The following is an 18,258-nucleotide window of genomic DNA, read 5'->3' on the forward strand; positions in this document are numbered from 1 at the left end:
TTATTTTCAGAAGCTTTCGAAGAATTCTTCAACAACTTCAACCACTTGCGCTTCCGATCTCTCGTTAGCGGGAGGCGAATTCTACAGCGTTACACGCTGCTGTCAACACCTCTTTTTATCCGCTTTCAACCGAGAAGATCGAAACGTTAATAGCGCCAAACAACACCGCACTATCAACTCCTTCTGGGCTTCGATGAACTGAAGCAACTCGCTGTCGAATCTTGCATAACTACTTGTTTACCAAGGAGTTTTCCGTTTCGACTGCGCCGGAAGTGGGGCGAATTATAGACGCCCAGGATTTGCCGTCAACCTCTTTTTTCATCTTTCTGTCATAAGCCCCCAAATGCAAAAGCCGGCCCCAAAGGGGCCGGCCTTCATCGCATGCTACAAACTAGGGAAAGCAAACTGCGACGCTTCATGACTGGCCCGCTGCGGCCAGCGCTGGGTGATCGCCTTGCGACGTGTGTAAAACCGTACCCCATCAGGCCCGTAGGCATGCAAGTCCCCAAACAATGAACGCTTCCAGCCACCAAAGCTGTGATAAGCCACCGGCACCGGCAGTGGAACGTTCACACCCACCATGCCCACTTCAATCTCGTCACAGAACAAGCGCGCCGCCTCACCGTCACGGGTAAAGATGCACGTACCGTTGCCATACTCATGATCGTTGATCAGTTGCATCGCCGCTTCCAGGCTGCTCACTCGCACTACGCACAGCACCGGCCCAAAGATCTCTTCTTTATAGATACGCATCTCAGCGGTCACGCGGTCAAACAGACTGCCGCCCAAAAAGAAGCCCTGCTCGTTCCCGGCAATGCTCAAGCCACGGCCATCGACCACCAACTCAGCACCCGACGCCACCCCGTCTTCTATATAGCCGCTGACCTTGTCCCGCGCCTGCCCCGTCACCAACGGGCCCATATCCAGGCCGCACGTAGTGCCCGCACCAATCTTCAACGCCTTGATCTGCGGCACCAGCTTGGCGATCAACGCATCCGCCACCTGGTCACCCACGCACACCGCCACCGAGATCGCCATGCACCGCTCACCGCACGAACCATAGGCAGCGCCCATCAGCGCATTGACGGCATTGTCCAGGTCCGCATCAGGCATCAGCACCGCATGGTTCTTCGCACCGCCCAGCGCCTGCACGCGTTTACCGCGCCGGGTCGCCTCGGCATAAATGTACTCGGCAATCGGCGTCGATCCCACAAAGCTCAGCGCCTTGACCTCCGGCGCTTCAATCAAGGCATCCACTGCCACTTTGTCGCCATGCACCACACTCAGCACACCCTTGGGCAAGCCGGCCTCCTGCAGCAATTGCGCGATCAACAGCGTAGAGCTCGGATCACGCTCCGACGGTTTGAGGATGAAGCAGTTGCCGCACACGATCGCCAGTGGATACATCCACAACGGCACCATCGCCGGGAAGTTGAACGGCGTAATACCGGCCACCACGCCCAGCGGCTGGAAATCCGACCAGGCATCAATATTCGGCCCCACGTTGCGGCTGTACTCGCCCTTGAGAATCTCCGGCGCCGAACACGCGTACTCCACGTTCTCGATCCCGCGCTTCAACTCACCGGCGGCGTCTTCCAGCGTCTTGCCATGCTCCTCGCTGATCAACTGCGCGATACGCGCCTCGTTCTGCTCCAGCAATTGCTTGAACCGAAACATCACCTGCGCCCGCTTGGCGGCCGGCGTATTGCGCCACGCCGGGAACGCAGCCTTGGCAGTGTCAATTGCACGCTGAATGGTTTCGCGGCTGGCCAACGGCACCTGGTGGATCACCTGGCCGGTGGAAGGGTTGTACACATCAGCCGTACGGCCGCTGTCGCTGACCCATTCACCGTTGATCAAATGCTGGATAACGCTCATGCAGGGCTCCTGAAAAGTAGTTCTATAAAGAAGGAGAAAATTAATCGATCGTGCGCAGCACTTCGCCAACCGCATCGAACAATCGATCCAGGTCCTGCGCCTTGCTGTTGAACATCGGCCCGAACTGCAGCGTATCGCCGCCAAAGCGCACATAGAAACCGGCCTTCCACAACGCAATGCCCGCCTCAAAGGGACGCACAATCGCATCACCATCACGCGGCGCAATCTGGATGGCACCGGCCAGGCCGTAGTTGCGGATGTCGACCACGTTCTTGCTGCCCTTCAAACCATGCAGCGCATTCTCGAAGTGCGGCGCGATGTCGGCCACGCTCTGCACCAGGTTTTCCGTCTGCAACAGGTCGAGTGCCGCCAGACCCGCCGCGCAGGCCACCGGGTGGGCCGAATAGGTGTAGCCATGGGGGAATTCCACCGCGTACTCCGGCGTCGCCTGGTTCATGAAGGTCTGATAGATCTCACTGCTGGCCACCACCGCGCCCATCGGGATCGCGCCGTTGGTGACTTGCTTGGCGATACACATCAGGTCCGGCGTCACGCCGAAACTGTCGGCGCCAAACATCGAGCCGGTACGGCCGAAGCCGGTGATCACTTCATCGAACACCAGCAGGATATTGTGCTGGTCGCAGATCTCGCGCAGACGCTTGAGGTACCCCTGTGGCGGCACCAGCACACCGGCTGAACCAGCCATTGGCTCGACAAACACGGCGGCGATATTCGAGGCGTCGTGCAGCTCGATCAACTTGAGCAACTCATCGGCCAACGCAATGCCGCCCTGCTCCGGCATCCCCCGGGAGAACGCATTGCTCGCCAGCAACGTATGAGGCAGATGGTCAACATCCATCATGGCCTGACCAAACATCTTACGGTTGCCATTAACCCCGCCCAGGCTGGTACCGGCAATATTCACACCGTGATAACCACGGGCGCGGCCGATCATCTTGGTCTTGGTCGCCTGGCCTTTCAGGCGCCAGTAGGCACGTACCATCTTCACCGCGGTATCGGCGCACTCGGAGCCCGAATCGGTGAAGAACACATGGTTCAGGTTGCCCGGGGTCAGCTCGGTAATCTTTTCCGCCAACTGGAAGGACAACGGATGACCGTATTGAAAGCCCGGCGAGTAGTCCAACGTGCCCAATTGTTTGGCCACCGCTTCCTGGATTTCCTTGCGCGTATGCCCGGCGCCGCAGGTCCACAGGCCCGACAACGAGTCATACACCTGGCGCCCCTTGTCATCCGTCAGCCAGTTACCGTGCGCAGCCACGATCAGGCGCGGGTCACGCTGGAAACTGCGATTGGCGGTATACGGCATCCAATGCGCATCCAGCTTCAACTGGCTGGCAAGGGACGTTGGGGCGTTTTCGGGCATGTTCATCAGCAAAACCTCGCAGGGCAAACGGCAGCGTCGGGATCGATAAAGCGTAGTTGCGAGTAAATTGCCACGACGATAAAGTCGATGAAACCCAACTTTTCTAACCTTCAGTCAGGCCATCACTAAACCATGAGCAGTCGCAGGCCAGATCCCCTCGCTCAAGTCAGCGACTTCGATATCCGCCTGCTGCGCATCTTTCGCAGCGTGGTCGAATGCGGCGGCTTTTCGGCAGCAGAGACCGTACTCGGCATTGGCCGCTCGGCCATCAGTCAGCAAATGGGCGACCTGGAGCAACGCCTCGGGCTCAGACTCTGCCAACGTGGGCGCGCCGGGTTCTCGCTGACCGAAGAAGGCCGCGAGGTCTACCAATCCGCCCTGCAACTGTTGAGCGCACTGGAAAGTTTCCGCACCGAGGTCAATGGACTGCACCAGCACCTGCGCGGCGAGTTGATCATCGGCCTCACCGACAACCTGGTCACCCTGCCCCACATGCGCATCACCCACGCCCTGGCGCAATTGAAGGAACGCGGCCCGGACGTGCAAATCCAGATCCGCATGATCGCTCCCAACGAGGTGGAACAAGGCGTACTCGACGGCCGCCTGCATGTCGGCGTCGTGCCCCAGGCCAGCGCGCTGTCCGGCCTTGAATACCAGCCGCTGTACAGCGAACGTTCACTGCTCTATTGCGCAGTCGGCCACCCACTGTTCTATGCCGACGACAAACAGCTGGACGATGCCCGCATCGACAGCCAGGACGCCATCGCGCCCACTTTCCGCCTGCCCGCCGAGATCCAGGCGCACTACCAGGCACTGCGCTGCACGGCCAGCGCCTCCGACCGTGAAGGCATGGCGTTCCTGATCCTCACCGGGCGCTATATCGGTTATTTGCCCGACCACTACGCCAGCCTGTGGGTGCAACAAGGCCGACTGCGCGCGCTGAAATCGGCTACGCGTTTTTACGATTTGAGCCTGGCATCGGTCACGCGCAAGGGCCGTCGCCCTCATTTGGTGCTGGAAAGCTTTCTCGAAAACCTCGCCGCAACCCGCTGACTCGGGCCTCAAGCAAAAAGCTGAGCAACTGGACAGTTTTTTGCAAGGACGCAACGACCTTGAACCGTCCGCCCTGAGTTGACCTGCCATGCCCCCAGAATCCTTGAGCCCCAGCGACCTGATCTACGGCCTCGACGACCGCCCGAAACCCGCACCGGCGATGCTCGCCGCCCTGCAACATGTACTGGCCGCCTTCGTCGGCATCATCACCCCGCCGCTGATCATCGGCTCCACCCTGGGCCTGACTGCCTACTTGCCCTACCTGATCAGCATGGCGCTGATGGTTTCCGGCGCAGGCACCTTTATCCAGGCGCGCAGGCCGTTTGGTATCGGAGCCGGCATGATCTGCCTGCAAGGCACCAGCTTCGCGTTTCTTGGCGCGGTACTGTCGGCCGGTTTTCTGGTGAAGCAACGCGGTGGCAGCCCGGAGGACATCATGGCGATGATCTTCGGCGTGTGTTTCTTCGGTGCCGCGGTGCAGATCGTGCTCAGCCGCTTCATCGGCCAACTGCGTCGGGTGATCACCCCGCTGGTGACCGGCATCGTGATCACGCTGATCGGCATCAGCCTGATCAAGGTCGGTATCACCGACCTCGGCGGCGGCTTCAATGCCCCCGACTTCGGCGCGCCCACCAACCTGGCGCTCGGCCTGTTCGTGGTGCTCACCATCATCCTGCTCAACCGCTCCGCTACGCCGTGGGTGCGCCTCTCGGCCATCATCATCGGCCTGGCCCTGGGCAGCCTGGCCGCCTGGTTCAGCGGCAAACTCGTGCCACAGGCGCTGCCGGACTTGCCCTGGGTCAGCGTGCCGACCCCGTTTCGCTTCGGGTTCACTTTCGACTGGAGCGCCTTCCTGCCAATCGCGCTGATTTATCTGATCAGCAGCATCGAAACCGTGGGCGACCTCACCGCCAACTGCATGATCGCCCGCCAACCCATCAGCGGCCCTTCCTATATAAGCCGACTCAAAGGCGGCGTACTGGGAGACGGCGTGAGCTGCATGATCGCCGCCACCTTCAGCGCATTTCCCAACACCACCTTTGCGCAAAACAACGGCGTGATCCAACTCACCGGTGTGGCCAGCCGTTACGTCGGCTTATACATAGGCGTGCTGCTGTTTTGCCTCGGATTGTTTCCGCTGATTGGCGCCGTGCTGCAGCAAATCCCCAAACCGGTGCTGGGTGGCGCGACCCTGGTGATGTTCGGCAGCGTGGCCGCCGCCGGCGTGCGCATCCTCGCCCAGGCCCCACTGGACCGGCGCAGCATGCTGATTATCGCCACCTCGTTCGGCGTTGGCCTGGGCATCGCCGCCCAGCCCAATCTGCTGCACTTGATGCCCACCCTGGTGCAGAACCTGTTCGACTCGGCCATCACCAGCGGCGGCTTGACCGCTATCGTGCTGTGTCTGCTGCTGCCCGAAGCCAAGGCGAGCCCGGTTGGCGCAAACCCGGCAACCGAAAGCGACACCCTGAAACCGCTTTGACGGTTTTATTGCATCAGGACTTGTCTGAGGCTTAAGGGTGGGTTATCTGTGCACACGTCGTCTTTATCGATCAGCACGGAAACCTCCATGAGCCTCGAAGTTCCTGCCCACAGCAACCACGCCGGTAAACCTGCCAGCCGCATTCGGCAAAAGAACGAACAAGCGATTCTGCGGGCTGCTGAAGATGAGTTCGCGCGCCATGGCTACAAGGGCACGAGCATGAACACCATCGCGGCCAGTGCCGGATTGCCCAAGGCCAACCTGCATTACTACTTCACCAACAAGCTGGGCCTGTATATCGCAGTGCTCAGCAATATCCTCGAACTGTGGGACAGCACCTTCAACGCGCTGACCGCCGAGGACGACCCCGCCGTGGCGCTCGCCCGCTACATCCGCACCAAGATGGAGTTCTCGCGACGCCAGCCACAGGCCTCGCGAATCTTCGCGATGGAGATCATCAGCGGCGGCGAATGCCTCACCGAATATTTCAGCCAGGACTACCGCGCCTGGTTCAGCGGCCGTGCGGCGGTGTTCCAGGCCTGGATCGACGCCGGCAAAATGGACCCGATCGACCCTGTGCACCTGATCTTCCTGCTGTGGGGCAGCACCCAGCACTACGCCGACTTCGCGACCCAGATCTGCCGCGTCACCGGTCGCACCCGGCTGACCAGGCAGGACATGGAAGAAGCCGGCACCAACCTGATCCACATCATTCTCAAAGGCTGTGGCATCAAGCCAGCCCAATAAACGAAGCGACTTATGCCTTACACGCTGACCGGCCTTTGCGAATTTCGCGAAGAAATACGCAAAAGCCGCTTTATTACCCTGGCCGCGCCGATCACCACTGCGCTGGACGCTCAGGCGTTTATCGAGCACCACAGTGACCTCAACGCCACCCACAACTGCTGGGCCTGGAAACTGGCCGATCAATACCGCAGCAACGACGATGGCGAACCCGGTGGCACCGCCGGGCGGCCCATTCTCGCAGCCATCGAGGCGCAAGGGTTCGATCAGGTGGTGGTGCTGGTGATCCGCTGGTACGGCGGTATTCAGCTGGGCACCGGCGGGCTGGCCCGCGCCTATGGCGGCGGCGCCAACAAGTGCCTGCAAACAGCCGAACGCATCGAGCTGATCAGCCGCGTAGCGTTGAGTTGCGCCTGCAGCTTCTCCGAACTGAACCTGCTCAAGCTGCGCGTGGCCGAACTGGATGGGCTGATCGTGGAAGAAAATTTCACCGCCAACGGTGTCGAGCTGCAACTGGCCCTGGGCGAAGTGCACATCGGCGCCCTGCAGACCCAACTGGCCGACCTGAGCCGTGGCCGTATCCTGCTGCAACGCTGAACCTGCTACTGTTGCCCACTGCACCCTGAACCGCTACTGCAAAGGAAGCTTTTCATGTCTACGCAAAAAACCGCACTGATCATCGGCGCCTCGCGCGGCCTGGGCCTTGGCCTGGTCAAGCAATTGCTGCAGGACGGCTGGGACGTCACCGCCACCGTGCGCGACCCGGGCAAGGCCGATGCCCTCAAGGCTGTCGGCCCGGTACAGATCGAAAAACTGGACATGGACGATCAGCAAGCCGTGATCGCCCTGAGCCAGCGTCTCAAGGACCGCACCTTCGACCTGCTGTTCGTCAACGCCGGCGTCAAGGGCCCGGACAACCAGGAACCAGGCCACGCCACCCTGGCGCAGGTCGGCCAGCTGTTTTTTACCAACGCCGTGGCGCCGATCAACCTGGCCCAGCGCTTTGTCGGGCAAATCCGCAAGGACAGTGGCGTGCTGGCGTTCATGAGTTCGGTGCTGGGCAGCGTGACCATCCCCGACGGTTCGGATATGGCGCTGTACAAAGCCAGCAAGGCCGCGCTCAACTCCATGACGAACAGTTTCGTCACTCAACTGGGCAGAAAAAAACTCACCGTGCTGTCGCTGCATCCGGGCTGGGTGAAGACCGACATGGGCGGCGAAAACGCCCATATCGATGTCGACACCAGCGTGCGCGGCCTGGTGGACCAGGTAAATGCCTACACCGGCAAAGGCGGTCATCACTTCGTGGACTACAAGGGCGACACCATCGCCTGGTAATCGTCCCGCCTGGAGCGAGCTTGCTCGCTCCAGCACCTCGCCCTCCCCGGCGACCCTGGATCAGCAGACAGGGCAACACTGAGCTGGCAAACCTGAACCCATCATTCAGAGGAGCCGGCCAATGCCTGCGACCCGTATCTGGTTAAAAAACCCCCTCGCGATATTTACCGCCAATGGCCTCGATGCCCGTGGCGGCCTGGTGCTGCAAGACGGTGTGATCAGCGAAGTACTGGCCCACGGCCAGGCGCCCGCACATCCCTGCACACAGGTGTTCGACGCCCGCGAGCACGTGATCCTGCCGGGCCTGATCAATACCCATCACCACTTCTACCAGACCCTCACCCGCGCCTGGGCACCGGTGGTCAACCAGCCGTTGTTCCCCTGGCTGAAAACCCTCTACCCGGTGTGGGCGCGGCTGACGCCGGAAAAACTCGCGCTGGCCTCCAGGGTCGCCCTCGCCGAACTGCTGCTCTGCGGCTGCACCACCGCCGCCGACCACCATTACCTGTTCCCCGACGGCCTGGAACACGCCATTGATGTGCAAGTGCAAAGCGTGCGCGAACTGGGCATGCGCGCCATGCTCACTCGCGGTTCCATGAGCCTGGGCGAAGCCGACGGCGGCCTGCCGCCGCAGCAGACCGTGCAACACGGCCAGGTGATTCTCGACGACAGCCAGCGCCTGATCCGCGACTACCACGAACGCGGCGACGGCGCGCAGATCCAGATTGCCCTGGCGCCCTGCTCACCGTTCTCCGTCACCCGCGAAATCATGCAAGCCAGCGCCGAGCTGGCCAATCAACTCGATGTACGCCTGCACACGCACCTGGCGGAAACCCTTGATGAAGAAGACTTCTGCCTGCAACGCTTCGGCCTGCGCACCGTGGATTATCTCGACAGCGTCGGCTGGCTTGGCCCGCGCACCTGGCTGGCCCATGGCATTCACTTCAACCCGGATGAAATCGCACGCCTGGGCGCGGCCGGCACCGGTATCTGCCATTGCCCCAGTTCGAACATGCGCCTGGCGTCCGGCATCTGCCCCACCCTCGACCTGCTCGCCGCCGGCGCGCCCATTGGCCTTGGCGTGGACGGCTCGGCGTCCAACGATGCGTCGAACATGATCCTCGAGACGCGCCAGGCGTTGTATCTCCAGCGCCTGCGCTACGGCGCCGAAAAAATCACCCCCGAAGGTGTGCTTGGCTGGGCGACCAAAGGCTCGGCGCAGTTATTGGGACGCACGGATATCGGCGAATTGGCCGTAGGCAAACAGGCAGACCTGGCGCTGTTCAAGCTCGATGAACTGCGCTTTTCCGGCAGCCATGACCCGATTTCGGCGTTGCTGCTGTGCGGCGCCGATCGGGCTGATCGGGTGATGGTGGGCGGCAAGTGGCGCGTCATCGACGGCCAGATTGAAGGCCTCGACCTCAAGGGCCTGATCGCCGATCACACCCAGGCCGCGCGGCAATTGATCGCCGGGACCTGAGCCAGACACTGTTCAAAATGTGGGAGGGAGCAAGCCCCCTCCCACATCCGTTATGTGGTGCTTAAAGTCCCAGCAGCGACAACATGATGAACGTCGCAAACAGCACAAAGTGCGTCATCCCTTCGATCGCATTGGTTTCGCCATCGTTGAGGTTGATCGCACTCACGATCAGCGTGATAAACACCATCACTGTCTGCACCGGGGTCATCGCCATCTGGAACGGCTGGCCGCTGTAGAGCGCCATGGCTTCCATCACCGGTACGGTCAGAATCACCGTCGACAACGAAGCACCCAGGGCAATGTTCACCACCGACTGCATGCGATTGGCCAGCGCCGCACGCAACGCGGTCAGGATCTCCGGCGCCGCCGAAATGGCCGCCACCACAATCGCCGTGATCACCGGCGGTGCGCCCGTGCCTTCCAGGCCCAGGTCGAGGGTCTTGGACATCACTTCGGCCAGCGCGCCAATCACGATCACGCCGAACACCAGGGTGCCGATGGAAAACGCCAGGCTCACCGGCGCCTCATGTTCGGCTTCCGGCAGTTTCTTGCGGCGTTTTTCCGGGTAGCTGTAGCTGAAGAAATAACTGTGCGGCCCGACCTGCATGCGCAGGAACAAGGTGTAGAGCACCACCATCGCGCCGATGGTGAACGCCGAGTAAATCTTCCAGTCGGCCTGGGGGATAAATTCCGGCACCACCATCGACACGCCCATGGCGGTCAGGATCATCACGCTGTAAGTGCGCGCAGAGTCATCGTTGTAGGACTGCTCACCGTGCTTGATGCCGCCCATCAGCGCGGCCAGGCCGAGGATGCCGTTGATATCCAGCATCACCGCCGAATAAATGGTGTCGCGCACCAAGGTGGGCGAAGGTTCGTTGCTCATCATGATGGCCAGGATCACCACTTCCACCAGCACGGCGGCCAGCGTCAGGATCATGGTGCCGTAGGGGTCGCCGACCTTCTCCGCCAATTGCTCGGCATGGTGGGCGACGCGCATCGAGGCCATCACGATAAAGCCGATCAACACCACGCCCGCCACCAGCGCCACGACCTGCCCGCTGTGCAGCATCCAGTGCTCCAGCGGGTAGGCGGCGATGGCGGCAATCAGCGCCAGCAGCATGAATTTTTCTTGCTTGAGTGAGGTAAGCATTGCGGGCCTTCTGGTAGGGCAAATCAGTCATTGATGGGGTACAGACTGCATCGCGCCGCTAACGTTTCGTTACACCTTAATTCAAGTCGCCCTTGCGCGAATAATAGGAATACTCTCCTGCCGGTCAGGTTTTGCCGATTATTTCTGCCATGGCCTGTAGAATGCCGCCATTGCACCTGATGAGAATTTGACTATGTACGATTGGCTCAACGCCCTGCCCAAGGCCGAATTGCACCTGCACCTGGAGGGCTCGCTGGAGCCTGAGCTGCTGTTCGCCCTGGCCGAACGCAACAAGATTGCGTTGCCGTGGAACGACGTCGAAGCCCTGCGCAAGGCCTACGCGTTCAACAACCTGCAGGAGTTTCTCGACCTGTATTACAAGGGCGCCGATGTGTTGCGCACCTCCCAGGATTTCTACGACCTGACCTGGGCCTACCTGCTGCGCTGCAAGGCCCAGAACGTGATTCACACCGAACCGTTCTTCGACCCGCAAACCCACACCGACCGTGGCATCCCCTTTGAAGTGGTGCTCAACGGCATCGCCGCCGCACTCAAGGATGGTGAGCAGCAACTGGGCATCAGCAGCGGCCTGATCCTCAGCTTCCTGCGCCACCTGAGCGAAGCCGAAGCCGAAAAAACCCTCGACCAGGCGTTGCCGTTCCGTGATGCATTCGTGGCCGTGGGCCTGGACAGTTCGGAAATGGGTCACCCGCCGAGCAAGTTCCAGCGTGTGTTCGACCGCGCCCGTGGCGAAGGCTTCCTCACCGTGGCCCACGCCGGCGAAGAAGGCCCGCCCGAGTACATCTGGGAAGCCATCGACCTGTTGAAAATCCAGCGCATCGACCATGGCGTGCGCGCCATCGAAGACGAGCGCCTGATGCAGCGCATCATCGACGAACAGATCCCGCTGACCGTGTGCCCGTTGTCCAACACCAAGCTCTGCGTGTTCGACGACATGGCCCAGCACAACATCCTCGACATGCTCGAGCGCGGCGTGAAAGTGACGGTGAACTCCGATGACCCGGCGTACTTCGGCGGTTATGTCACCGAGAACTTCCATGCGCTGTACACCAGCCTGGGCATGACCCAGGACCAGGCCAAACGCCTGGCGCAGAACAGCCTGGATGCGCGGTTGATCAAGCCATAACTTAATCACTAAAACCAAATGTGGAAGGGGGCTTGCCCCCTCCCACATTGCGGTTTGCAGTGTTCTTCAGGCTTCGGTGAGTTCTTCCAGGGTCTTGCCCTTCGTCTCCATTCCGAACACCCACACCACCAATGCCGCCACGGCAAAACACAGCGCGCCCAGGGCAAACACCCCGCCCTGCCCGGTAATCGGGAATACCAGCCCGGTCACCAACGGCCCGAGCAGGGAGCCGACCCGGCCGATGGCCGAGGCAAACCCGGAGCCTGTCGCACGCGCCGACGTGGGGTAAAGCTCCGGCGTATAGGTGTACAGCACCGCCCACATGCCAAACAGGAAGAACTGCATCAGCAGCCCCGAGGTGATCAGCAGGCCGACGTTGCCGCCAAACACCGCGCTTTGTCCGTAGAGAAACGCCATCACCCCACCGCCCAGCAGCGTCACCACGCACACCGGTTTGCGTCCCCAGCGCTCCACCAGCCAGGCCGCCATCAGAAAGCCGGGGATCCCGCCCAGGGAAATGATCACCGTGTAATACACCGACTGTGTCACCGCAAACCCCGACTGCTGCAGCAGCGCGCTCAGCCACGAGGTCAACCCGTAGAACCCGAGCAGCGCAAAGAACCACACGCTCCAGATCATCATCGTGCGCTGGCGGTACTGCGCCGACCACAGCTGGTGGAAGGCAGAGAAGAACGTGCCCGGCGCACTCTCTACCCGTGGCAATGCAATCGGTTCGGGCAAGTCCGCGCGGCCCAGCGAATCGCGCACCTTCTGCTCGATCCCCAGCAACACCTTGTCCGCCGCCGCATGCCGCCCGGCCTGCTCCAGCCAGCGCGGCGATTCCGGGATGAAGAAGCGGATCGCCAGAACGAACACCGCCGGCACCGCCAGCACCAGAAAGATGTCGCGCCAGCCAATCACCGGCAACAAAAAGTAAGACAACACCCCGGCGGCCACAAAGCCCAGCGGCCAGAAGCCGTCCATCAAAGCGATGTAACGCCCGCGCCGCTTGGCGGGAATCAGCTCCGACAGCATCGACTGGGCAATCGGAAACTCCATGCCCATGCCGATGCCCAACAGCACACGGAACAAGGTCAGCGCCTCCACCGTCTGCGCCGTGGAACACAGGTAGCTGGCCAGGCCCCACAGCACGATGCTCCACTGGAACACCGGCTTGCGGCCGAAGCGGTCCGCCAGCATGCCGGACAGGGACGCGCCCACCACCATGCCAAAAAAACTCGAGCTGGCGAGCAACCCGGCCTGGGCCGTGCTCAGGCCAAACTCGGTTTTGATCGAGCCCAACAGAAAGGTCATCATCGCGAGGTCCATGGAGTCGAAGAAAAACGCCAGGGCGATGATGATAAAGATGACGCGGTGATAACCGCTCAAAGGTAACCGTTCCAGCCGTTCCGCCGCGCTATAGCCTTGCCTGCCCATGCTGCACCCCCGTGTGAAATTCCCCTCGGCGAGTGTGCGGCATCGTTTTGGCGGGCTATTGCTGGATGCGACCTGACTGAAACCCTGAACGACGCCGACCGCCTCAGGCCTGGGCGGGTTCAGCCAGACGGGCGATTTCCAGCAGCCCCGTGGGGCTCACCAACAAGCCGCGAGACGCGTGCGTGGCGCGGATCCAGTTCGACTGCAAAAACAGTTGCATCAGCCCCGCCCCCAACGCGCCGCCCAGGTGCGGTTGCTGCTGACTCCAGTCGAAACAATCGCACACCAGCGGCGTGCTCAGCGCCTGGGTGAAAATCCCCAGGCCGGCCAGTTGCTGCGCGCCCTTGAACGTGACTTCGATGCGCTGCTCACAACGCTCAATCCACCCCGCCGCCATCATCCGTTGATACAACTGCGCCGCCAGTTCACCGCCCAGGTGGCCTTGGCACAAACGCGCGTGGCGCAACGACGCTGGCGCTGCCAACGCCACGGGTGCCACCTGGGGTGAACAACGCGCGGCACTGGCCATGGTGGTGCTGGCCAGGGCGTCGATGGCCAGGCTGACATCGGCGGCGGCAACGCGGAAGAGCCGTCGGCCACGCCGCACCTCGACCCGCAGCAAGCCGCTGCCGGTCAGTCGCGCCAGGTGCGCATTGGCCGAGGTCGACGACACGCCGGCCAGCGTGGCCAACTCCTCCGACGACCTGGCCGAACCGTCCATCAAAGCCCAGAGCATGGCGGTGCGTTTGGGCTCGGCCAGCAAGCTGGCGATACGGCTGATGCATGGTGCCTGTTCCATCTATCCACTCCCTGTTGACGCATTTTTCTGATGCGGTAACCGCCAGAGTACAGGCACACAAAGCGCCGGTTCCATGGGGTCTTACAGCGTGGATAGGGACATGAGCTGAGTGAAATTTCCGGCCTTGATGGAAGGTTTTACGTCGGACGCACTCATCCGGGCATTTGCGCCGTCAATGTCGCACAACGGGACACGAGCATTTCCCGCAGCAGGTTGATGGGCTTGCTCAATTGTGCACGGTGCGCGCACAGCAGATTGAGGGGCGTGCCCTCGCCGCGCAGCGCCGGCAGGATCAGGCGCAGGCGCCCGGCCAGCACGTCGGCGCTCACATCCAGCCAGGACTTGTAGGCAATGCCCATGCCCGCCACCGCCCAGCGCCGCACCACATCGGCGTCGTCACTGAAGCGATCGCCCGTAACCGTCAGGCCGACCTTACGCTTGCCGTCGTGAAAGCCCCATTGATCGTGCACGCGGGTGCCGAGCATATACAGCAGGCAATTGTGCTGGGCCAGTTGCTCCAGCTGCTGCGGCTCGCCATGCCGCGCGAGATAGCTGGGCGCGGCGCACAGCACGCGGATATTGTCCGGCGCAACAGGCAGCGCGACCAGGCTGGAGTCCTCGGGCTCGCCATAACGCAGGGCAATGTCCACCGGCTGGCGAAACAGGTCGGCAATGCGGTCGCCCAGCAGCAGACGGATATTCAGTTGCGGGTGCTCGCGCTGGAACTCATCCAGCCACGGCAACAGCAGGTTGCGCCCGAAATCCGAAGGCGCCGACAGTTGCAGCACACCGCTGACGTGGTCCTGACCGCTGGCCAGATGACGCCGTCCGTCCTCCAGCGCACCCAACGCGGTACGCGCGTAGTCCAGAAAACCCTCCCCCTCGGCCGTCAGGCGCAGGCTGCGGGTGGAACGCGCCAGCAAGCGCGCGCCCAGTTGCTGCTCAATGCGCTTGAGGGCGGCACTCGCCACTGCCGGCGACAGGTCCATCACCCGCGCCGCCGCCGACAGACTGCCCAGGTCCGCGGCACGCACAAACAGCTGTAAATCATCAAAGCGCAGCATAAAACCCGCCCATTATCAAAATATTATTGAAACAGACCTCTGTTTTAGCGGCTTTTATCCGCGCAGCAAATAGCCAATCATCTGGGCATCCCGTTCATCACGTATCTGGAGTCGACCATGTCCACCGCCTTTAACGTCATTGCCACGCTGATCGCCAAGCCCGGCCAACAGGACACCCTGGAAAAACGCCTGCGTGAGCTGTTGGAGCCCACCCGCCTTGAAGCCGGTTGCGAGCAATACGACCTGTACCAGGACCTGCAACACCCGCAGACCTTCTACATGCTCGAACGCTGGAGCGACGACGCCGCCCTGGCCGACCACGACCAGAGCGCACATATCCAGAGCTTTCGCGCCAAGGCCGCCGATGTGATCGAACATTTCGAACTCAAGCGCCTGACATTGCTCGCCTGATCACCGCACCTTCCCATCACCCTTTTGCGGAGCCCCCATGAAAGCCATCGCGTATTACGCTTCACTGCCGATCAACGATCCAAAATCCCTGCAGGACATCGAACTGCCCGAACCCGTCGCCGGCCCGCGTGACCTGCTGGTGGAAGTCAAAGCCATCTCGGTCAACCCGGTCGATACCAAGGTCCGCCAGAACGTCGCCCCGGAAAACGGCGCCGCCAAGGTGCTGGGCTGGGACGTGGCGGGCGTGGTCAAGGCGGTCGGCAGCGACGTGACGCTGTTCAAGCACGGTGACAAGGTGTTCTACGCCGGCTCCCTGGTGCGCCCGGGCGGCAACAGCGAGCTGCACACCGTCGACGAACGTATCGTCGGGCGCATGCCCAAAAGCCTGAGTTTCGCCGAGGCGGCCGCCCTGCCCCTGACCGCTATCACCGCTTGGGAACTGCTGTTCGAGCGCCTGCAGGTGCGTGAAGGTCAAACCGATGAAGGCCAGAGCCTGCTGATCGTCGGCGCCGCCGGGGGCGTGGGCTCGATCCTCACCCAACTGGCCAGCCGACTTACCGCACTGAAAGTGATCGGCACCGCCTCGCGCCCGGAAACCCAAGCCTGGGCCAAAGACCTCGGCGCGCACCTGGTGATCGACCATAGCCAACCGCTGAGCCAGGCCCTGCAACAGGCCGGCCACCCGCAGGTGACCCACGTCGCCAGCCTGACCCACACCGAGCATCACCTGGATCAACTGGTGGAAGCGCTGCAACCCCAGGGCAAACTGGCGCTGATCGACGACCCCAAGGCGCTGGACGTGAGCACGCTCAAGCGCAAGAGCCTGTCGCTGCACTGGGAGTTCATGTACACCCGCTCGATGTTCGAAACACCGGACATGATCGAGCAACACAACCTGCTCAACCGCGTCGCCGAACTGATCGACGACGGCACCCTGAAAACCACACTGGGCGAGCACTTCGGCGTGATCAACGCCGACAACCTGCGCCGTGCCCATGCCTTGCTCGAAAGCGGCAAAGCCAAGGGCAAGATCGTGCTCGAAGGGTTCTGATCGGTCAGACCTGCGCCTGCTCGGCCCGCGCCCGTTGCAGGCGCTGGGTCGACACGGCAATGGTCACCGCGAGTACACCGCACAGGCTGATGACCATCGCCATCGGCAGCGCGGTGCCATCGTGCAACATCCCCACCAACGACGCGGCCCCCGCCGCCACGCCGAACTGAATGCACCCCAGCAACGCCGAAGCACTGCCGGCCCGGGCGCCCTGCCCGGTCATGGCACAGGCCGAGGTGTTCGGCAAAATACAGCCCAGGCTGGCGATGCAGATAAACAGCGGCACCAGCAGCGGCCACAGCGCCTCGGTGCGCAACGCGGCGATGCCCAACAGCGTCAGCGCCGCCAACGCATACAACCATACGGTACGCGACAGCAGGAACGCCGGCCCACGTTTGGCCAGCAGCCGCGCATTCACCTGCGCCATCAGGATAAAGCCCGCCGCATTGGAGCCGAACAGCCAGCCGTAATGCTCGGGCGCCACGCCATAGAGCTTGATGAAGACGAACGGTGAACCGGCGATGTAGGCAAACATCCCGGCAATCGAAATGCCGCCGGTCAGGGCGTAACCGAGGTAGACGCGGTCCGAGAGCAACGCGGCGTAACGACGCAACGATCCGGACAACGGTTGGCGCGCCTGATGGGCCGGGAAGGTTTCCGGCAACCCCACCGCCACCGCGATGGCGGCCAGTGCGCTGAACAGCGACAACGCCAGAAAGATCGACTGCCAGCCCCACAAGCCGACCATGACCCCGCCCGCCAACGGCGCCAGGATCGGCGCCAGGCCGGTCACCAGCATCAGTTGCGAATACACCTTGGCCGAGCCTATGGCATCGCACTTGTCACTGACCACCGCGCGGGAAATCACCATGCCCGCGCACCCGCCCAGGGCCTGCACGAAGCGCGCGCCGATCAGCCACTCCAGGGATGGCGCATAGGCGCAGGCACAAGACGCGAGGGTAAACAGGATCACGCCGCTGAGCAGCGGCACGCGGCGCCCGAAGCGGTCGGCCAGCGGGCCGTAGATCAATTGACCAATGGCCAAGCCTGCGAAATACACCGCCAGGGTCAGCTGGATATGTTTTTCATCGGTGGCAAACGCCGTGGCCATGGCCGGAAAGCCTGGCAGGTAAAAATCGATCGACAACGGCGCGAAGGCGCTCAAGGCGCCCAGGATCAGGATTATGCGAAGGTTCATCAGACACCCAAGTGAGTCGGCAGCCCGATAGTCTAGCTGCGGGTGAGCCTCTTGGATAGAACGATAGCTCGCTAACTATTGAAGTTCAGACGCCTCTGTAGCCTTCTTCCCATCAAGTTCCAGCCACATCGGCCGGGCTGGTATTTGCACGCGCGGTCGGCCAAGCTGCACCTACCTTTGCATCTGAACCATGGAGCATTCGCCATGCGCTGGTCGTCTTTCGCCGTTGCCGGCCTGCTGAGCCTGTCTACCGCTGCGCCCCTGGCCAGTGCCGCACAGGATTACGCAGTGCTGATCATTTCCCGTGAACGCCTGGAAGTGCCGACCACTTGCGAAATCGGCCTCTACATCCAGGACCAACTGGCCGGCCGCCTGTTCCAGGAAGAGTCCACCTCATTCAACCTGCCGCCGGGCGACGTGTCGCTGCGCCTCAAGCTGCTGCCGGGCCAGACCCCGGGTTGCCTGCCGGGCCTGCTTGCGCCGCCCGCGCAGAACATCACGCTCAAGGCCGGCGACATACGCAAGTTGCGTATTGCCCAAGGGCCGGACGGCATGTACCTCAAGGCCGCAGAACTCGATTACTGACACATCCACCTTGACCTTCCCCACAGGTCAAGGTTGATGCTGGGGCAACTTCC

At 62.0% G+C, this 18,258-nt stretch carries 17 protein-coding genes; 10 read left to right on the forward strand and 7 right to left on the reverse strand.

Annotated features, from left to right (window positions below):
• Positions 1-384 precede the first annotated feature (384 nt).
• Both TU79_RS20185 and aptA read right to left on the reverse strand, forming a co-directional pair.
• The gene (locus TU79_RS20185) at positions 385-1,878 is read right to left on the reverse strand and encodes a CoA-acylating methylmalonate-semialdehyde dehydrogenase (protein ID WP_057009651.1); all 1,494 of its coding nucleotides are present in this window, start codon (positions 1,876-1,878) and stop codon (positions 385-387) included.
• A 40-nt stretch (positions 1,879-1,918) separates the two neighbouring features.
• A complete protein-coding gene (gene aptA, locus TU79_RS20190; RefSeq protein ID WP_057009652.1) occupies positions 1,919-3,268 on the reverse strand; it encodes an omega-aminotransferase AptA in 1,350 nt (449 codons plus the stop codon).
• A gap of 126 nt (positions 3,269-3,394) precedes the next feature.
• Between aptA and TU79_RS20195 the strand changes: the two genes are divergently transcribed.
• The 6 genes from TU79_RS20195 (at position 3,395) to TU79_RS20220 (ending at position 9,360) form a co-directional block, all read left to right on the forward strand.
• On the forward strand, positions 3,395-4,315 hold the full coding sequence (locus TU79_RS20195; RefSeq protein WP_057009653.1) for a LysR family transcriptional regulator: 921 nt from the start codon (positions 3,395-3,397) through the stop codon (positions 4,313-4,315).
• An 88-nt stretch (positions 4,316-4,403) separates the two neighbouring features.
• Positions 4,404-5,798 (forward strand): uracil-xanthine permease family protein, encoded by a 1,395-nt coding sequence (locus TU79_RS20200; RefSeq protein ID WP_057009654.1) that lies wholly within the window; start codon positions 4,404-4,406, stop codon positions 5,796-5,798.
• Positions 5,799-5,885: 87 nt separating this feature from the next.
• Positions 5,886-6,545, forward strand: a complete 660-nt coding sequence (locus tag TU79_RS20205; protein WP_057009655.1) for a TetR/AcrR family transcriptional regulator — start codon at positions 5,886-5,888, stop codon at positions 6,543-6,545.
• 12 nt (positions 6,546-6,557) lie between these two features.
• Entirely contained in the window at positions 6,558-7,139 is a 582-nt protein-coding gene (locus tag TU79_RS20210; protein ID WP_057009656.1) for an IMPACT family protein, read from the forward strand.
• A gap of 54 nt (positions 7,140-7,193) precedes the next feature.
• Positions 7,194-7,880 (forward strand): SDR family oxidoreductase, encoded by a 687-nt coding sequence (locus tag TU79_RS20215; RefSeq protein WP_057009657.1) that lies wholly within the window; start codon positions 7,194-7,196, stop codon positions 7,878-7,880.
• A gap of 121 nt (positions 7,881-8,001) precedes the next feature.
• Positions 8,002-9,360, forward strand: coding sequence for an 8-oxoguanine deaminase (locus TU79_RS20220; protein ID WP_057009658.1), 1,359 nt, complete (start codon positions 8,002-8,004; stop codon positions 9,358-9,360).
• A 61-nt stretch (positions 9,361-9,421) separates the two neighbouring features.
• On the opposite strand, the gene TU79_RS20225 is transcribed toward TU79_RS20220, so the two are convergent.
• The gene (locus TU79_RS20225) at positions 9,422-10,513 is read right to left on the reverse strand and encodes a calcium:cation antiporter (protein ID WP_057009659.1); all 1,092 of its coding nucleotides are present in this window, start codon (positions 10,511-10,513) and stop codon (positions 9,422-9,424) included.
• Between the two features lie 193 nt (positions 10,514-10,706).
• Here TU79_RS20225 and TU79_RS20230 point away from each other — a divergent pair, with 193 nt between their 5' ends.
• Complete coding sequence (locus tag TU79_RS20230) at positions 10,707-11,660, forward strand: adenosine deaminase (protein ID WP_057009660.1); 954 nt, start codon at positions 10,707-10,709, stop codon at positions 11,658-11,660.
• Positions 11,661-11,726: 66 nt separating this feature from the next.
• Here the strand turns inward: TU79_RS20230 and TU79_RS20235 are convergent, their stop codons facing one another.
• The 3 genes from TU79_RS20235 to TU79_RS20245 form a co-directional block, all read right to left on the reverse strand.
• Positions 11,727-13,097: an MFS transporter gene (locus TU79_RS20235; RefSeq protein WP_057009661.1), complete on the reverse strand. Its 1,371-nt coding sequence runs from the start codon at positions 13,095-13,097 to the stop codon at positions 11,727-11,729.
• Between the two features lie 103 nt (positions 13,098-13,200).
• Complete coding sequence (locus tag TU79_RS20240; protein WP_057009662.1) at positions 13,201-13,896, reverse strand: ArsR/SmtB family transcription factor; 696 nt, start codon at positions 13,894-13,896, stop codon at positions 13,201-13,203.
• Between the two features lie 152 nt (positions 13,897-14,048).
• A complete protein-coding gene (locus TU79_RS20245; RefSeq protein ID WP_057009663.1) occupies positions 14,049-14,960 on the reverse strand; it encodes a LysR family transcriptional regulator in 912 nt (303 codons plus the stop codon).
• Between the two features lie 117 nt (positions 14,961-15,077).
• On the opposite strand from TU79_RS20245, the gene TU79_RS20250 reads away from it, so the two are divergent.
• Together TU79_RS20250 and TU79_RS20255 are read left to right on the forward strand one after the other, a co-directional pair.
• Positions 15,078-15,371 (forward strand): putative quinol monooxygenase, encoded by a 294-nt coding sequence (locus TU79_RS20250; protein WP_057009664.1) that lies wholly within the window; start codon positions 15,078-15,080, stop codon positions 15,369-15,371.
• Between the two features lie 37 nt (positions 15,372-15,408).
• On the forward strand, positions 15,409-16,422 hold the full coding sequence (locus TU79_RS20255) for a zinc-binding alcohol dehydrogenase family protein (protein ID WP_057009665.1): 1,014 nt from the start codon (positions 15,409-15,411) through the stop codon (positions 16,420-16,422).
• 4 nt (positions 16,423-16,426) lie between these two features.
• Here the strand turns inward: TU79_RS20255 and TU79_RS20260 are convergent, their stop codons facing one another.
• Positions 16,427-17,620: a multidrug effflux MFS transporter gene (locus TU79_RS20260; protein WP_057009666.1), complete on the reverse strand. Its 1,194-nt coding sequence runs from the start codon at positions 17,618-17,620 to the stop codon at positions 16,427-16,429.
• Positions 17,621-17,824: 204 nt separating this feature from the next.
• Between TU79_RS20260 and TU79_RS20265 the strand changes: the two genes are divergently transcribed.
• Positions 17,825-18,205 (forward strand): hypothetical protein, encoded by a 381-nt coding sequence (locus TU79_RS20265; protein WP_057009667.1) that lies wholly within the window; start codon positions 17,825-17,827, stop codon positions 18,203-18,205.
• Positions 18,206-18,258 lie beyond the last annotated feature (53 nt).

Origin of the sequence: Pseudomonas trivialis, assembly GCF_001439805.1 — a bacterium.
Classification (GTDB): domain Bacteria; phylum Pseudomonadota; class Gammaproteobacteria; order Pseudomonadales; family Pseudomonadaceae; genus Aquipseudomonas; species Aquipseudomonas trivialis.

What these genes read in the sequence shown, in the direction of transcription:
- TU79_RS20230 (WP_057009660.1), top strand. Translation starts at nt 10,707, where the DNA reads ATGTACGATTGGCTCAACGCCCTGCCCAAGGCCGAATTGCACCTGCAC.
- TU79_RS20245 (WP_057009663.1), bottom strand. Translation starts at nt 14,960, where the DNA reads ATGCTGCGCTTTGATGATTTACAGCTGTTTGTGCGTGCCGCGGACCTG.
- TU79_RS20240 (WP_057009662.1), bottom strand. Translation starts at nt 13,896, where the DNA reads ATGGAACAGGCACCATGCATCAGCCGTATCGCCAGCTTGCTGGCCGAG.
- TU79_RS20200 (WP_057009654.1), top strand. Translation starts at nt 4,404, where the DNA reads ATGCCCCCAGAATCCTTGAGCCCCAGCGACCTGATCTACGGCCTCGAC.
- TU79_RS20220 (WP_057009658.1), top strand. Translation starts at nt 8,002, where the DNA reads ATGCCTGCGACCCGTATCTGGTTAAAAAACCCCCTCGCGATATTTACC.
- TU79_RS20235 (WP_057009661.1), bottom strand. Translation starts at nt 13,097, where the DNA reads ATGGGCAGGCAAGGCTATAGCGCGGCGGAACGGCTGGAACGGTTACCT.
- TU79_RS20210 (WP_057009656.1), top strand. Translation starts at nt 6,558, where the DNA reads ATGCCTTACACGCTGACCGGCCTTTGCGAATTTCGCGAAGAAATACGC.
- TU79_RS20185 (WP_057009651.1), bottom strand. Translation starts at nt 1,878, where the DNA reads ATGAGCGTTATCCAGCATTTGATCAACGGTGAATGGGTCAGCGACAGC.
- aptA (WP_057009652.1), bottom strand. Translation starts at nt 3,268, where the DNA reads ATGAACATGCCCGAAAACGCCCCAACGTCCCTTGCCAGCCAGTTGAAG.
- TU79_RS20260 (WP_057009666.1), bottom strand. Translation starts at nt 17,620, where the DNA reads ATGAACCTTCGCATAATCCTGATCCTGGGCGCCTTGAGCGCCTTCGCG.
- TU79_RS20205 (WP_057009655.1), top strand. Translation starts at nt 5,886, where the DNA reads ATGAGCCTCGAAGTTCCTGCCCACAGCAACCACGCCGGTAAACCTGCC.
- TU79_RS20265 (WP_057009667.1), top strand. Translation starts at nt 17,825, where the DNA reads ATGCGCTGGTCGTCTTTCGCCGTTGCCGGCCTGCTGAGCCTGTCTACC.
- TU79_RS20255 (WP_057009665.1), top strand. Translation starts at nt 15,409, where the DNA reads ATGAAAGCCATCGCGTATTACGCTTCACTGCCGATCAACGATCCAAAA.
- TU79_RS20250 (WP_057009664.1), top strand. Translation starts at nt 15,078, where the DNA reads ATGTCCACCGCCTTTAACGTCATTGCCACGCTGATCGCCAAGCCCGGC.
- TU79_RS20195 (WP_057009653.1), top strand. Translation starts at nt 3,395, where the DNA reads ATGAGCAGTCGCAGGCCAGATCCCCTCGCTCAAGTCAGCGACTTCGAT.
- TU79_RS20215 (WP_057009657.1), top strand. Translation starts at nt 7,194, where the DNA reads ATGTCTACGCAAAAAACCGCACTGATCATCGGCGCCTCGCGCGGCCTG.
- TU79_RS20225 (WP_057009659.1), bottom strand. Translation starts at nt 10,513, where the DNA reads ATGCTTACCTCACTCAAGCAAGAAAAATTCATGCTGCTGGCGCTGATT.